At 66.7% G+C, this 13,498-nt stretch carries 13 protein-coding genes and 1 other annotated feature; of the genes, 11 read left to right on the top strand and 2 right to left on the bottom strand.

Annotated elements, in window-relative coordinates; all coding sequences use genetic code 11:
* The first annotated feature begins 51 nt into the window (after positions 1-51).
* Complete coding sequence (locus ACMI1Q_RS03165; protein WP_417025596.1) at positions 52-366, top strand: helix-turn-helix domain-containing protein; 315 nt, start codon at positions 52-54, stop codon at positions 364-366.
* 93 nt (positions 367-459) lie between these two features.
* A complete protein-coding gene (locus tag ACMI1Q_RS03160; protein ID WP_419502776.1) occupies positions 460-1,083 on the top strand; it encodes a hypothetical protein in 624 nt (207 codons plus the stop codon).
* 53 nt (positions 1,084-1,136) lie between these two features.
* On the opposite strand, the gene asnS is transcribed toward ACMI1Q_RS03160, so the two are convergent.
* Complete coding sequence (asnS, locus tag ACMI1Q_RS03155; protein ID WP_177522469.1) at positions 1,137-2,522, bottom strand: asparagine--tRNA ligase; 1,386 nt, start codon at positions 2,520-2,522, stop codon at positions 1,137-1,139.
* An 87-nt stretch (positions 2,523-2,609) separates the two neighbouring features.
* Positions 2,610-2,858 (bottom strand) — a binding site (T-box leader).
* A gap of 97 nt (positions 2,859-2,955) precedes the next feature.
* On the opposite strand from asnS, the gene ACMI1Q_RS03150 reads away from it, so the two are divergent.
* Positions 2,956-3,771: a hypothetical protein gene (locus ACMI1Q_RS03150; RefSeq protein WP_419502775.1), complete on the top strand. Its 816-nt coding sequence runs from the start codon at positions 2,956-2,958 to the stop codon at positions 3,769-3,771.
* Positions 3,772-3,775: 4 nt separating this feature from the next.
* On the opposite strand, the gene ACMI1Q_RS03145 is transcribed toward ACMI1Q_RS03150, so the two are convergent.
* Complete coding sequence (locus ACMI1Q_RS03145) at positions 3,776-4,558, bottom strand: hypothetical protein (protein ID WP_419502774.1); 783 nt, start codon at positions 4,556-4,558, stop codon at positions 3,776-3,778.
* A 251-nt stretch (positions 4,559-4,809) separates the two neighbouring features.
* Here ACMI1Q_RS03145 and ACMI1Q_RS03140 point away from each other — a divergent pair, with 251 nt between their 5' ends.
* From ACMI1Q_RS03140 to ACMI1Q_RS03105, 8 genes are all read left to right on the top strand, one after another.
* A complete protein-coding gene (locus ACMI1Q_RS03140) occupies positions 4,810-5,892 on the top strand; it encodes an ABC transporter substrate-binding protein (protein ID WP_419502773.1) in 1,083 nt (360 codons plus the stop codon).
* Between the two features lie 35 nt (positions 5,893-5,927).
* The gene (locus ACMI1Q_RS03135) at positions 5,928-6,911 is read left to right on the top strand and encodes a FecCD family ABC transporter permease (RefSeq protein WP_419502772.1); all 984 of its coding nucleotides are present in this window, start codon (positions 5,928-5,930) and stop codon (positions 6,909-6,911) included.
* The gene (locus ACMI1Q_RS03130) at positions 6,895-7,671 is read left to right on the top strand and encodes an ABC transporter ATP-binding protein (protein ID WP_419502771.1); all 777 of its coding nucleotides are present in this window, start codon (positions 6,895-6,897) and stop codon (positions 7,669-7,671) included. Before ACMI1Q_RS03135 ends, ACMI1Q_RS03130 begins: the two co-directional genes overlap by 17 nt.
* Before the next feature lie 99 nt (positions 7,672-7,770).
* Positions 7,771-9,171, top strand: a complete 1,401-nt coding sequence (locus tag ACMI1Q_RS03125) for a uracil-xanthine permease family protein (RefSeq protein WP_419502770.1) — start codon at positions 7,771-7,773, stop codon at positions 9,169-9,171.
* Positions 9,172-9,225: 54 nt separating this feature from the next.
* On the top strand, positions 9,226-10,062 hold the full coding sequence (locus ACMI1Q_RS03120) for an FAD binding domain-containing protein (protein ID WP_419502769.1): 837 nt from the start codon (positions 9,226-9,228) through the stop codon (positions 10,060-10,062).
* Between the two features lie 3 nt (positions 10,063-10,065).
* Positions 10,066-10,536 (top strand): (2Fe-2S)-binding protein, encoded by a 471-nt coding sequence (locus tag ACMI1Q_RS03115; protein ID WP_419502768.1) that lies wholly within the window; start codon positions 10,066-10,068, stop codon positions 10,534-10,536.
* 46 nt (positions 10,537-10,582) lie between these two features.
* Complete coding sequence (locus ACMI1Q_RS03110) at positions 10,583-12,826, top strand: xanthine dehydrogenase family protein molybdopterin-binding subunit (protein WP_419502805.1); 2,244 nt, start codon at positions 10,583-10,585, stop codon at positions 12,824-12,826.
* Positions 12,819-13,424, top strand: a complete 606-nt coding sequence (locus tag ACMI1Q_RS03105) for a nucleotidyltransferase family protein (RefSeq protein ID WP_419502767.1) — start codon at positions 12,819-12,821, stop codon at positions 13,422-13,424. The genes ACMI1Q_RS03110 and ACMI1Q_RS03105 overlap by 8 nt, the downstream gene beginning before the upstream one ends.
* Positions 13,425-13,498: the final 74 nt, after the last annotated feature.

The following is a 13,498-nucleotide window of genomic DNA, read 5'->3' as shown; positions in this document are numbered from 1 at the left end:
AAAAACAGTGTGCGCGGCATGCCGCGGGGGAGAGAAGGGAGAGACGAAACCATGCGCGGAGATCGTTTGGCAGAGCTGCGAAAGGACGCCGGGCTGACCCAACGCCAGTTCGCGCAGCAGCTGCACGTTTCGCTGAACACCGTGTCCGGCTGGGAGCGGGGCCTTGCCGACCCGGACGACGAGACAAAAATTTTGTTTGCAAGGCGGTTTGAAGTATCGATGGATTATCTGATGGGCCTTACGGACAGGCAGAAGCCGCAGGAGCGCCAGGGCGCGGCCTTTTTATACATAAAAGACCTGCCGCCCGCCGCCGCGCGGGAGCTGGAAGAGTTTTTGCAGCAGCTGAAAAAGAAATACCGTCTGTAAAAGGCGGCGCGCGGCCTGTACAGGGGCACGCGGGGGAGTATAATGAAAAAAGCCCGGCTGACGGGCCGGGCGCAAAAGGAAGAGGGAAATATCATGAAAAAGGCAATTCTTGGTGTTTGCGCAGTGACGCTGGCCCTCGCGCTGGCCGCCTGCGGCAGCGCGCCTGCCTCCGGGTCCGCGCCTGCATCCCAGCCCGCTTCGGCTTCGCAGCCTGCCTCGGAGCCGGCTTCCCAGCCCGGCTCGGAACCCGCCTCAGAGTCCGCCTCCGAGCCCGCAGAGGCGGACTACACCGCTTATACCCTGCAGTTCGACGTGCCCGAGGAATTTGCCCAGCTGGAGGAACCCCCCGAGGGCGTGAGCGCCATGTTCCAGGCGGCGGACGGCTCCAGCATCAACCTGGTGATCTACGAAAACGACGGCTCCCTGGCCAGCGACGTGAAGCAGGAGGACCTTGTTTCCCTGCTGGAGGAGAGCATGCAGCAGATGGGCTTGGAGGTCGAAGTGCTGAACCCGGTGTTTGAGACCGGCAAGCTGGGGGATGTGTGCCCCTACTACCGCATCGACTACACCGTGGTGCTGAACGACGTGGTCATGGGCCAGACGATGATGGGCATCAACGCTGACCGGGCCTATACCTTCACCTTCACCGACATGACCGGCGACTGGGGCCAGTTCTTTGTGGACGCCATCGCCTCCATCACTCCCGTGGCGCAGTAAAAAACAAAACAAAAGAGCGGCCCTGCAAAATGCAGGGCCGCTCTTGTTTTTGCTCAGAAGCCGCCGGCGGTGCGGGGGTAGGGGATGACGTCCCGGATGTTGGGGATGCCGGTGAGGTACATGATGAGCCGCTCGAACCCCAGGCCGTAGCCCGCGTGCTGCACGCTGCCGAAGCGCCGCAGGTCCAGATACTGCTGGTAGTCCTCCATGTGCATGCCCAGCTGCTCCATCTTGGCCAGCAGCAGGTCCAGCCGCTCCTCACGCTGGCTGCCGCCCACCAGCTCGCCCACGCCGGGCACCAGCATGTCGGCGGCGGCCACGGTGCGGCCGTCGTCGTTGGCCCGCATGTAGAAGCTCTTGATGGCGGCGGGGTAGTCGGTCACGAACACCGGCTTGCCGTACACCTTCTCGGTGAGGAACCGCTCGTGCTCGGTCTGCAGGTCGGTGCCCCACTCCACCTTGTACTGGAACTGGTCGTTGTGCTTTTCCAGGATCTCCACCGCCTCGGTGTAGCTCACCCGGGCGAAGTCGGCCTTCACCAGGGCGTTCAGCCGCTCCAAGAGGCCCTTGTCGAAGAACTGGTTGAAGAAGGCCAGCTCGTCGGGGCACTTTTCCAGCACATAGCCGATGACGTACTTCACCATCGCCTCGGCGTTGTCCATGTAGTCGCCAAGGTCCGCGAAGGCCATCTCCGGCTCGATCATCCAGAACTCCGCCGCGTGGCGCGGGGTGTTGGAGTTCTCCGCCCGGAAGGTGGGGCCGAAGGTGTAGATGTTGCCGAAGGCCATGGCCATGGCCTCGCCCTCCAACTGGCCCGAGACCGTCAGGTTGGTGGGCCGGCCGAAGAAGTCCTTGGAGCTGTCCACCTTGCCGTCCTCGGTGCGGGGCAGGTCGTTCAGGTCCAGGGTGGTCACCCGGAACATCTCGCCCGCGCCCTCGCAGTCAGAGCCGGTGATGAGGGGGGTGTGCACGTAGACGAAGCCCTGCTCCTGGAAGAAGCGGTGGATGGCCCAGGCCGCGGTGCTGCGCACCCGGAAGGCCGCCGCGAAGGTGTTGGTGCGGGGGCGCAGATGGGGCATGGTGCGCAGGAATTCCACGGTGTGGCGTTTTTTCTGCAGCGGATACTCCGGCGGGCAGCTGCCCAGCAGCTCCACGCTGTCGGCGTTCACTTCCAGGGGTTGCTTCGCGCCGGGGGTCAGCACCACGCGGCCCACCACCCGCATGCTGGTGCCCACGCCCGCCTTGGCCACGTCCTTGTAGTTGGCCAGCTTGGCGGCCTCGAACACCACCTGCAGGTTTTTGAAGCAGGAGCCGTCGCTCAGCTCGATGAAGCCGATGTTTTTGGAGTCCCGCACGGTCTTTGCCCAGCCGCAAACGGTCACCACGGTGCCGTCGGCAGGGGGGCAGGAAAGCAGGTTCTTGATGATGATGCGTTCCATTGTTCCCTCTCCTTTTTATTAAGGTGTGTTCCCGTTTGCTTTGCGGTGAAACGGTAAAAAAAGACCGGCAGCCTGGTTCGTCCCTTTCATTAGGACGAATCGCTGCCGGATCCGCGGTGCCACCTAACTTGCCGTTTTCACGGCCCCTTTTCCGCTCAAAATTAAGCGTCGCGGCTTAACGCGCCGCCCACGTCGCGCCCTACTGCCGTTTTCAAAACGGGTTGGGACGTGCAGCTCCAAAGTGTTCCTTCCGCCGGGCGCCGGGCGGGGCTCGCACCGTCCCCCGCTCGCTGGGCCGCCGTTTGCCGGCGTACTGCTCTTTTTCACAGCTTTTGTGGAATCAGTGTACCCCTTTCGCCGCTTCCTGTCAAGGCCCGCCGCATTTTTTCGCCGCCGGGGCGGTATGCTATCAGCAGAAAAGGGGGGCGGCGGCATGAAAAAGAGGCTGGCGGCATCCGTTTTGGCCCTGGGTCTGGCGGCAGCGGCGGCGGTGTGGGTGGGCCGCGCGCCCCGCTTCGCCCACGCCTCGCCGGACTATCCCATGGTGGACCTGACGGGCGTGGTGGAGCGGGCCGAGGAGGGAAAGGCCGACTACCGGCTGCTCTTCGCCCAGACGGGCCTCGGGGCCCCGGCGGTGGACGCGCTGCTGGAAGAGGGCCGGGGCGGGGAACTGGAGGACTTTCAGGCCCGGTACTTTGCCCCCTGCGCCTGGAAAACGGTGAAGGGAGCGGCGGTGGTGCGGCTGGAGGTCACCGAAAAAGACTTTGAATTCGCCCCGCTGGAAAAGGGGGACATCCTGCTCACCCCCTCCAGCCGGTGCGGCGGCTGGCGCAACGGCCACGCGGCGCTGGTGGTGGACGCGCAGGAGGGCCTGGTGCTGGAGGCCTACAGCCTGGGCTGCCCCAGCCAGCTGAGCAGCCTTTCCACCTGGCAGGACAAGGCCGCCGTAGCGGTGCTGCGCCTCAAAGGGGTGAGCGAAGAGCGCCGGGCCCGGATGGCCGACTGGGCGCGGGAAAATCTGGTGGGCCTGCCCTACGGGCTTTTTTCCGGCCTTGCATGGCTGGGGGAGAGCACCGGCCCGCCCGCCACCCAGTGCGCCCATCTGGTGTGGTGCGCCTGCGCCGCCTTCGGCTGGGACATCGACGGGTATGGCGGCTGGCCGGTCACCCCCCGGGACATCTCCCTCTCGCCCCTTTTGGAAACGGTGCAGGTCTGGGGCCTGCCCCAGGGGCAGCGCTGGCCGTCGTGAGGGCTCACCGCCCCGCGGCGGCCTTTTTGCGCGCTTTGCGCAGCACCGGCAGATAGCACAGGCCGATGAGCGCCGCCGCCAGCAGGCAGATGACGGCGAGATAGGCCAGCCACTGGCCCACGCTGTTCAGCGGGATGGGCAGGGGCGGGGTGTAGGTGAAAAAGAAGTTGGTGGCGTATTCCACGCTGATGAGCTCGCCGTCCACATAGGTGGCGGCGGCGAACATGGAGTTGAGATAGAGCGAGGCCATGGCCATCGCCCCCAGGATGCCCAGCGTGGAGAAATAGTGCTTCGGGCGCAGCTCCACCTCGCCGCAAAGGGGGATGTAGGCCCCCAGCACCACCAGCATGGAGTGATAGAGGAAGAACTGATAGGCCAGGGGATGGGTGAAGGCCTGGCTCACCTCGATGGTGGAGGAAAAGATGGAGGGCATGGCCAGCGCCAGCGCCGCGCCGATGAGGGCGGTGGGGTACATGAAGGCCAGCACCGTGGTGCGCGCTTTGCCCGGCCGGGCGAAGCGCACGAAGAAGATGAGCAGGATCTGGATGCTGCAAAGGTGGAAGGGCAGATGCTGCATCTCCATGTAGGGCAGCAGCATGGAGCCGTCGGCGGAGGGGACCATTTTGATGACGCTCAGGTCCTTCACCAGTTCCGAGGCGACGCACAGCACGCAGCAGACGCTGAGCACGTTTTTGAGCGGCGGGCGGCGCTTTTTCAAAAAGGCCAGCGCCCCGGCGATGAGGGCGGCGCAGATGGCCAGCCAGACAAAGTGATAGACGGTGAACATGAGGCCTCGCTCCTTTTTTTCCGGCACGGTGCCGGTGGATACAGCCTGATTGTACTATATTCCCGTCCGGGCCTCAATCGTGCAAGGGTGAAATTTGGATAAAATCAAAGAAAAGCCGCCGCGCATTGCGCACGGCGGCCGGACACGCTATACTTAAAAAGAATGGCCGACTGTTTTGCATCCGCCCCGGCGGAGCGGAACGCCGGCGGGCAGCGCTCGTCGGGCGCGCACGCAACAAGGAGTGGATGAACGTGAAAAAGAAACTGTTTCTGCGCCTGACCTCTCTGGCCCTGGCGCTGACCCTGGCCCTGGGCTGTGCCGGCTGTGCCGCCGCGCCCGCGTCCGGCAGCGGTTCCGCCTCTGCCTCCGCGCCGGCCTCCCAGCCCGCCGGCGAGCCCGCCGGCGAGGCCGAGGGCCTGACCCTCACCGACCAGGCGGGCCGCACCGTGGAGCTGGCCGCCCCCGCCGGGACGGTGGTCAGCGGCTACTACATCAGCACCTACGCGGTGCTGGCCCTGGGCAAGGCGGACGCCATCGTGGGCCTGGAAAAGAAGGCCGACACCCGTTCCCTCTATCAGATGGCCGCCCCCGAGCTCATCGAAAAGCCCGGCGTGGGCACCATGAAGGAGATGGACGTGGAGGCCGTGGCCGCCCTGGAGCCGGATCTGGTCATCCTGCCCGCCGCCCTCACCGACTATGCCGACACCCTGGCGAGCTTGAGCATCCCCGCGCTGGTGGTGGCCCCTGAGAGCCACGAGGCGCTGGTGGAGATGATCGAGCTGCTGGGCAAGGCCCTGGGCGCGGAGGACGCCGCCGCGGCCCTCACCGGCTACTACGACGAGCAGCTGGAGCGCATGGCCTCCCTCACCGAAGGGGCGGACAAGCCCACCGTCTACATGGCCTCCAATTCCAGCTACATGAGCTGCGCTCCCGCCGGCATGTACCAGAACTATCTGGTGGAGACCGCCGGCGGTGTGAATGCCGCCGCCTCTCTGGAAGGGGATTACTGGACCGAAGTGTCCTATGAGGACATCCTGGCCATGGCCCCCAAAGTCATCGTGGTGCCCTCCGGCGCGGAGTACACCGCCGCCGACGTGCTGGCGGACAGCCAGCTGGCAGGCGTGCCCGCCGTGGAGAACGGCGCTGTGTACCAGATGCCCGCGGGTCTCGAGGAGTGGGATTCGCCCATCCCCTCCGGCATCCTGGGCTGCCTGTGGCTGACCAGCGTGCTGCACCCGGAGGAGTATCCCTTTGAGGAGTTCGTGGCCGACGCGGCAGGCTTCTACCAGGCCTTCTACGGCTTTGCCGTGGACGAGAGCCTCATCACCAAGTAAATTTCCCGTAAAATAGACTGAAAGGGGAGAGCGCCATGAACAGCACCCGCACCCGTGCCGCCCTGGCCGGATGCCTTCTGGCGGTGGCCGCGCTGGCCGCCGCGGGGCTGCTCACCGGCAGCTTTCCCCTTTCTTTTTCTGAAATTCTGCGGGACCCCGGCGGCCTTTCCGCCCGGGTGTTCTGGCAGCTGCGCCTGCCCCGCACCCTGATGGGCCTCGCGGGGGGCTGGGCGCTGGGCATGGCGGGCGGCGTGTATCAAACGGTGTTCGCGAACCCCCTGGCCTCCCCGGACCTCACCGGCGTGTCCAGCGGGGCGAGCCTCGGCGCGGCGGCGGCCATCGTGCTGGGCGCGGGCGGGCGGCTCTCGGTGACGCTGTTCTCCTTCGCCTTCGGCATGGCCGCCCTGGCGGCGGTGCTGGGGCTGGTGAGCGCGGCGCGCCTCGCCCGCACCGGCAGCTACCTGCTGGCGGGGGTCATCGTGTCCTCCCTGGCCGAGGCGGGGCTGATGGTGCTCAAGACCCTGGCGGACCCGGAGGGCCAGCTGGGGGCCATCGAAAGCTGGACCATGGGCAGCCTTTCCGCCGTCACGGCGGAAAAGATCGCCCTGCCCGCCCTGCTGGCGGCGGGGTGCGCCTTTTTGCTGTGGCTGGTGCGAAAGCCCATTTTGATGCTCAGCCTGGGGGAGAGCACCGCCCGCGGCTTGGGGCTTGACCCGGCCCTCTGGCGGGCTTTGGTGCTCAGCCTCACCACCCTGATGGTGGCGGCGGTGGTGTCGGTGTGCGGCGCGGTGGCCTTTGTGGGCCTCATCGCCCCCCACATCGCCTTCTTCCTGGGCGGGCGGCGGGGCGGGCCCTATCTCGCCCTCTGCGGCCTTTGCGGCGCGGCGGTGCTGCTGGCGGCGGACCTGCCCGCGCGTCTGCTCAACCTGCCCCTCAGCATCTTCACGGTGGCGGCGGCGGTGCCGGTGCTGCTGGTGCTGCTGGTGCGCCAGGGAAGGGGAGGTGAGGACGACGCTTGAAGTGAAGGACCTCTGTGCCGGCTACCAAACGCCGGTGGTGCGAAACGTCTCTTTTGAAATCAAGGAGGGCCAGCTGGCGGCCATCCTCGGCCCCAACGGCGCGGGCAAATCCACCCTGCTGAACGCCATGGCCGGCGGGGTGCGCAAAACTTCCGGCCAGGTGCTGGTGAAGGGGCAGGACTGCCTGCCTCTTGCGGCAAAGCAGCGGGCGAGGCGGCTGGCGCTGGTGCGCCAGCAGATACCCCTCCTGCCCGGCGTGCGGGTGGAAGAAGCTCTGGAGATGGGCCGCTATGCCTGGGGCGGGCCGCTGCGGGCCGACCCGGGGGCGAAGGCGGCGGTGGCCGAGGCGGCCCGGGCCTTCGGGCTGGAAGAACTTTTGAACGCCGACTGCGCCGCCCTCAGCCAGGGCCAGCGGCAGCTGGTGCATCTGGCCCGGGCCATGGTGCAGAGCGCCCCGGTGCTGCTGCTGGACGAGCCGGGCAGCGCGCTGGATTTTTCCAACACCCACCGGCTGTTCCGCCTGCTGGGCGAACAGCTGGCCCGGGGCGGGCGGTGCGCCGCGGCGGTGCTCCACGACCCGGCGCTGGCCCTGCGCTATTGCAGCCCGGTGCTGCTTTTGAAGGAGGGCCGCATCGTGGAGCGCCTCGAGCCAAGGGCCTGCACGGCCCCGCAGACGGAGCGGGCGCTGGGCCTTCTCTACCCCGGCATCCGAGTCAAAGAGGACAAGGAGACGGGGCATTTGCTCTGCACAATTGAATAAAAGGGAGATTTTTGCCGCCCGCTCACGGAAAATGTGTTTTTTTTGTGAACGGGCGGTATAATTGTTTTGTTCGCTTTGAAAACAGCGAGGAGGAGCACGATGGAAAAGACAAAACAGTACGTCACCCCCTATGATTTTGAAGGCCGGCTGCCCCTGGCCCAGGCCATCCCTCTGGGCCTGCAGCATGTGCTGGCCATGTTCGTGGGCAACCTGACCCCCATCCTCATCATCACCAATCTCTGCGCCGCCCTGGGCGGCGGGGCGGACTTTGCCGCCATCCAGGTGAGCCTGCTGCAGAACGCCATGCTGGTGGCGGGCATCGTCACCCTGGTGCAGCTGTACGCCGTGGGCCCCGTGGGCGGCAAGGTGCCCATCATCATGGGCACCAGCTCCGGCTTCATCGGCGTGTTCCAGAGCGTGGTCAACGTGATGGGCGGCGGCGTGGCCGCCTACGCGGCCATCATGGGCGCGTCCATCCTGGGCGGTCTGTTCGAGACGGTGCTGGGCGCGTTCCTCAAGCCCCTGCGCCGCTTCTTCCCCGCGGTGGTCACCGGCACGGTGGTGCTGTCCATCGGCCTGTCCCTCATCAGCGTGGGCGTGGGCTCCTTCGGCGGCGGCACCTCCGCCGCGGACTACGGCTCGCTGGAAAACCTGCTCATCGGCCTTGCGGTCATGGTCATCGTGCTGGCCCTCAAGCACGGGGCCAAGGGCATGGCCAGCTCTTCCTGCATCCTCATCGGCATCATCTGCGGCTACGTCATCTGCGGGGTGCTGGGTCTGGTGCTGCCCACCACCGGCGTGACCGCCGATGGCGTGGAGTACACCAAGGCCTGGGTGCTCAACTGGGATAAAGTGCTCCAGGCCGACTGGTTCGCCGTGCCCCAGCTGATGCCGGTGAAGCCGGTGTTTGACCTGCGGGCCATCCTGCCGGTGATGGTGATGTTCATCGTCACCGCCGTGGAGACAGTGGGCGACATCTCCGGCGTCACCGAGGGCGGCATGGGCCGGGAGGCCACCGACACGGAGCTTTCCGGCGGCGTCATCTGCGACGGCCTGGGCTCCTCCTTCGCGGCGCTCTTCGGCGTGCTGCCCAACACCTCCTTCAGCCAGAACGTGGGCCTTGTCACCATGACCCGCATCGTCAACCGCATGGCCCTGGCCTGCGGCGCGGTGTTCCTGGTGCTCTGCGGCCTGCTGCCCAAGCTGGCGGCGCTGGTGTCCATCATGCCCCAGAGCGTGCTGGGCGGCGCGGCGGTCATCATGTTCTCCTCCATCGTGATGAGCGGCATCCAGCTCATCACCAGCAAGCCCCTCACCCCCCGCAGCATGTCCATCGTGGCGGTGGCTCTGGGCCTGGGCTACGGCCTCGGCGCGAACAGCGCCGTGCTGGTGGGCCTGCCCCAGTGGGTGCAGCTGGTGTTCGGCGGCTCCGGCATTGTGCCCGCCGCCTTCGTGGCCATCGTGATGAACCTGCTGCTGCCCAAGGAAAAAGAGGCGTAAAAATGTTTTTTACAGCCCTCGGCCAAAAGCCGGGGGCTTTTTTGCGGCCGGAGGTTGTGCTACAATGAAACTGAAAAATCGTCACAGGGAGGAAACGCTGCGCTGACCATCAAAAACTACGCCCGGCCCGCCACCGTGGAGGAGGCTCTGGGCCTGCTTCGGGCGAAAAAGAGCAACACGGCCCTGGGGGGCATGCTCTGGCTGAAACTGCAGGATAAAAATGTGGACACCGTCGTGGATCTCTCCGGTCTGGGCCTTGACGCCATCGAGGAGACGGAGGAGGGCTGGCGCATCGGGGCCATGGTGACCCTGCGGCAGCTGGAGACCCACGAAGGCCTTGCCGCCTTCACCGGCGGGGCCATGGCCGAGAGCGTCAAACACATCGTGGGCGTGCAGTTCCGGAACCTCGCCACCATCGGCGGCAGCGTTTTCGGGCGGTTCGGCTTCTCCGACCCGCTCACTCTGCTGCTGGCGCTGGACGCTCGCGTTGAGCTGGCCGAAGCCGGGCGGATGAGCCTGAAAGACTTTGCCGCCTCCGGCATCCGCAAGGACATTCTGACCCATATCTTCATCCCCGGCGGCAAGCTGGAAGCGGCGTACCTCTCCCAGCGCAATTCCGCCACCGATTTCCCCGTCCTCACCTGCGCAGTGGTGCGCCGGGAGGGCAAGGTGGCCTGCGCCGTGGGGGCCCGCCCCGCCCGGGCGGCCCGCTTTGACGACGAGGCAGGGCTGCTGGCGGGCGGCGTGAATGAGGAAAGCGCTGCCGCCTTTGCCGAGGACGTTGCCCGGCGGGCAGTGTTCGGCTCCAACACCCGGGGCTCGGCGGAGTACCGCAGAGAAGTCTGCCGGGCGCTGGTGCGCCGCGTGGCGCTGAAACTGGAGGAGAAGTGAGCCATGGAGATAAATTTTGTTTTGAACGGCCGGCCGGTCACCGCCGCCGTGCGGCCCGACACCCTGCTCATTGACCTTGTGCGGGAAAAAGGGTGCCTCAGCGTCAAGCGGGGCTGTGAGACCTCCAACTGCGGCCTGTGCACCGTCCTTTTGGACGGCGCGCCGGTGCTCTCCTGCTCGGTGCTGGCGGCGCGGGCCGACGGCCGCCGGGTGGACACCCTGGAAGGTTTGCAGGAGGAGGCCCGCCCCTTCGCCGAGTTCATCGCCGCCCAGGGCGCGGAGCAGTGCGGCTTCTGCAACCCCGGCTTCGTGATGAACACCATCGCCCTGCTGCGGGAGGACCCCGACCCCACCGACGACGACATCCGGTCCTTCCTGGCGGGCAACCTCTGCCGCTGCTCCGGCTACGAGGGGCAGCTGCGGGGCATCCGCGCCTTTTTGAACAGCCGCAAAGGGGGTGAGGGCCGTGAGTGAAGCCGAACGCCGCGCCGTGGGCGCGCCCGTGCGCAAAAAGGACGCCATGGCCCTCCTGCTGGGCAAGCCCGTCTACACCGAGGACGTGACCCCGGCGGACTGCCTTGTGGTCAAGGTGCTGCGCAGCCCCCACGCCAACGCCCTCATCGAGTCCATCGACCCCGCCGCCGCCCTGCGCACGCCGGGGGTGGTGGCCGTCTACACTTGGCAGGACGTGCCCCAAAAGCGGTTCACCATGGCGGGCCAGACCTGGCCCGAGCCTTCGCCTTATGACCGGCTCATTCTGGATAAACACGTCCGCTTTGTGGGGGACGCGGTGGCCATCGTGGCCGCCGAGACCGAGGAGGCCGCCCGGCAGGCCCTGAAGCGCATCAAGGTGAAGTATCAGGTGCTGCCCGCGGTGCTGGACGTTCACGAAGCGCTGGACGGCCCGGTGCTGGTGCACCCGGAGGAGAGCTGGAAGGCCCTCTGCCCCGTGGGGGCGGATAACCGCCGTAACCTCTGCGCCTCCGGCGCGGATGCCGACGGTGACGTGGAGCAGGTGCTGGCGGACTGCGATGTGGTGGTGGAGCATACCTATAACACCCAGGCCTGCAACCAGGCCATGATGGAGACCTTCCGCACCTACACCGAGCTGGACGCCTACGGGCGGCTGCATGTGGTGTCCTCCACCCAGATCGTGTTCCATGTGCGGCGCATCCTGGCCAACGCCCTGGACATCCCCAAATCCAAAATTCACGTGGAAAAGCCCCGCATCGGCGGCGGCTTCGGCGCAAAGCAGACGGTGGTGGCGGAAGTGTACCCCGCCTTCGTCACCTGGAAGACCGGCCGCGCCGCCCGGATGATCTACTCCCGGGAAGAGAGCCTCATCGCCTCCAGCCCCCGCCACCCCATGGAGGTGAAGGTGCGCCTGGGCGCGACCAAAGAGGGCGTCATCCGAGCCCTGGATGTGTACACCCTGTCCGACACCGGGGCCTACGGCGAGCACGGCCCCACCACCGTGGGCCTCTCCGGCCACAAGTCCATCCCCCTTTACACCGGCAATCTGGAGGCCTTCCGCTTCGCCTGGGACGTGGTCTACACCAACCACCAGTCCTCCGGGGCCTACCGGGGCTACGGCGCAACGCAAGGCATCTTCGCCGTGGAAAGCGCGGTGAACGAGCTGGCCGAGCGGCTGGGGCTGGACCCGGTGGAACTGCGGATGAAGAACATCGTGCGGGAGGGCCAGACCATGCCCGCCTACTATAACGAGCCGGCCTCCGCCTGCGCCCTGGACCGGTGCCTTGCCCAATGCGCCGAGCGGTTCGGCTGGGCGGAAAAGTACCCCGTGCGGGACATGGGCGACGGCAGGGTGCGCGCCGCCGGCGTGGCCATCGCCATGCAGGGCTCCGGCATCTCCGGGGTGGACGTGGGCAGCGCCACCATCAAGCTGGGGGACGAGGGCTGCTATAACCTCACCATCGGCGCGGCGGACATGGGCACCGGCTGCGACACCATCCTGGCGCAAATTGCCGCCGACTGCCTGGACTGCGACGTGGACAACATCGCCGTCTTCGGCGCGGACACCGACGCCTCCCCCTACGACTCCGGCTCCTACGCCTCCTCCACCACCTACGTCACCGGCAAGGCGGTGGAAAAGGCCTGCGCCCAGCTCAAAAGACGCATCTGCGCCCTGGCGGCCGAAATGCTGGACTGCGCCCCCGAAGCGGTGGAGTTCGCCGGCCGCTCCGTGCGCCGGCTGGACGGCAAGGGCGAGGTGAGCATCACCGACGTGGCGGGCCGTGCCATGTGCGGCAGCGGCCCCACCCTGCAGGTCACCTGCTCCCACTCTTCGCCCACCTCGCCGCCTCCCTTCATGGCGGGCATGGCCGAGGCGGAGGTGGACACCAAGACCGGCGGCGTGAAGGTGCTGGACTACACCGCCGTGGTGGACTGCGGCACCCCCATCAACCCGAACCTCGCCCGGGTGCAGACCGAGGGCGGCCTTGTGCAGGGCATCGGCATGGCCCTGTTCGAGAGCATCACCTACAATGAGACCGGCCATCTGGCGGAAAACTCGTTTATGCAGTACAAAATTCCCACCCGACTGGACATGGGCAAGCTGGACGTGACCTTCGAGGCCGGCTACGAGCCCAGCGGCCCCTTCGGCGCAAAGTCCATCGGCGAGATCGTCATCAACACCCCCTCGCCGGCCATCGCCCATGCCGTCTACCGGGCCACCGGCGCGTGGCACCGCAGTCTGCCCATCACCCCGGAAAAGGTGCTGCTGGGCATGAAGAAAAATGGCTGAACATCTGATTTTGCTGGCGGCGGGCAGCGCCCGCCGCTTCGGCTCCAACAAGCTGCTGCGCCCGCTGAACGGCAAACCCCTCTACGCCCACGGCCTCGCCGCCCTGCTGGCGGCGGCAAAGATGCGCCCGGCTGCCGACGTGACGGTGGTCAGCCGCACGCCGGAAATTCTGGCGGCGGCCCGCGCCGCCGGGGCCAGGGCGGTGGAGAGCCCGCTCAGTGAGCAGGGCCTTTCCTTCACCATCAAGGCGGCGCTGGACGCATTGGAGCCGCTGGCCGAGGGCGATTATCTGCTCTTCGCGGTGGCGGACCAGCCGTACCTCACCGCCGCCAGCGTGGCGGCCCTGCTGGAAAAGGCCGCGCCGCCCACCCGCGGGGCCACCCTCTGCTTTGGCGAAAAGGTGGGCAGCCCCACCCTTTTCTCCGCGTCGCTGGCGCAAGACCTGCGGGCCCTGAAAGGCGATTCCGGCGGACGGGCGGTGCTTTGCGCCCTGGGGGATAAATGCCTGCGGGTGCAGGCAGAAAGCGCGCGGGAACTGGAGGACATCGACCTGCCGGAGCAGCTGCCGGCACCCGGGGAAAAAGAATCTCAAAAATAAACCTCAGCAAAAGCCCCATCTGGTTTGCGCCAGACGGGGCTTTTGCTGTTCCGGGGTGCACAAAAAACAAGGAA

Origin of the sequence: Candidatus Allofournierella excrementavium (assembly GCF_048526665.1) — a bacterium.
Lineage (GTDB): Bacteria > Bacillota > Clostridia > Oscillospirales > Ruminococcaceae > Allofournierella_A > Allofournierella_A excrementavium.
This window is presented reverse-complemented; position numbering and strand designations above follow the sequence as displayed.

Coding starts and splice junctions, on each gene's coding strand:
- ACMI1Q_RS03145 (WP_419502774.1), bottom strand. CDS start 4,558: ATGTTCACCGTCTATCACTTTGTCTGGCTGGCCATCTGCGCCGCCCTC.
- ACMI1Q_RS03165 (WP_417025596.1), top strand. CDS start 52: ATGCGCGGAGATCGTTTGGCAGAGCTGCGAAAGGACGCCGGGCTGACC.
- ACMI1Q_RS03115 (WP_419502768.1), top strand. CDS start 10,066: ATGGAGATAAATTTTGTTTTGAACGGCCGGCCGGTCACCGCCGCCGTG.
- ACMI1Q_RS03150 (WP_419502775.1), top strand. CDS start 2,956: ATGAAAAAGAGGCTGGCGGCATCCGTTTTGGCCCTGGGTCTGGCGGCA.
- ACMI1Q_RS03110 (WP_419502805.1), top strand. CDS start 10,583: ATGGCCCTCCTGCTGGGCAAGCCCGTCTACACCGAGGACGTGACCCCG.
- ACMI1Q_RS03125 (WP_419502770.1), top strand. CDS start 7,771: ATGGAAAAGACAAAACAGTACGTCACCCCCTATGATTTTGAAGGCCGG.
- ACMI1Q_RS03135 (WP_419502772.1), top strand. CDS start 5,928: ATGAACAGCACCCGCACCCGTGCCGCCCTGGCCGGATGCCTTCTGGCG.
- ACMI1Q_RS03160 (WP_419502776.1), top strand. CDS start 460: ATGAAAAAGGCAATTCTTGGTGTTTGCGCAGTGACGCTGGCCCTCGCG.
- asnS (WP_177522469.1), bottom strand. CDS start 2,522: ATGGAACGCATCATCATCAAGAACCTGCTTTCCTGCCCCCCTGCCGAC.
- ACMI1Q_RS03105 (WP_419502767.1), top strand. CDS start 12,819: ATGGCTGAACATCTGATTTTGCTGGCGGCGGGCAGCGCCCGCCGCTTC.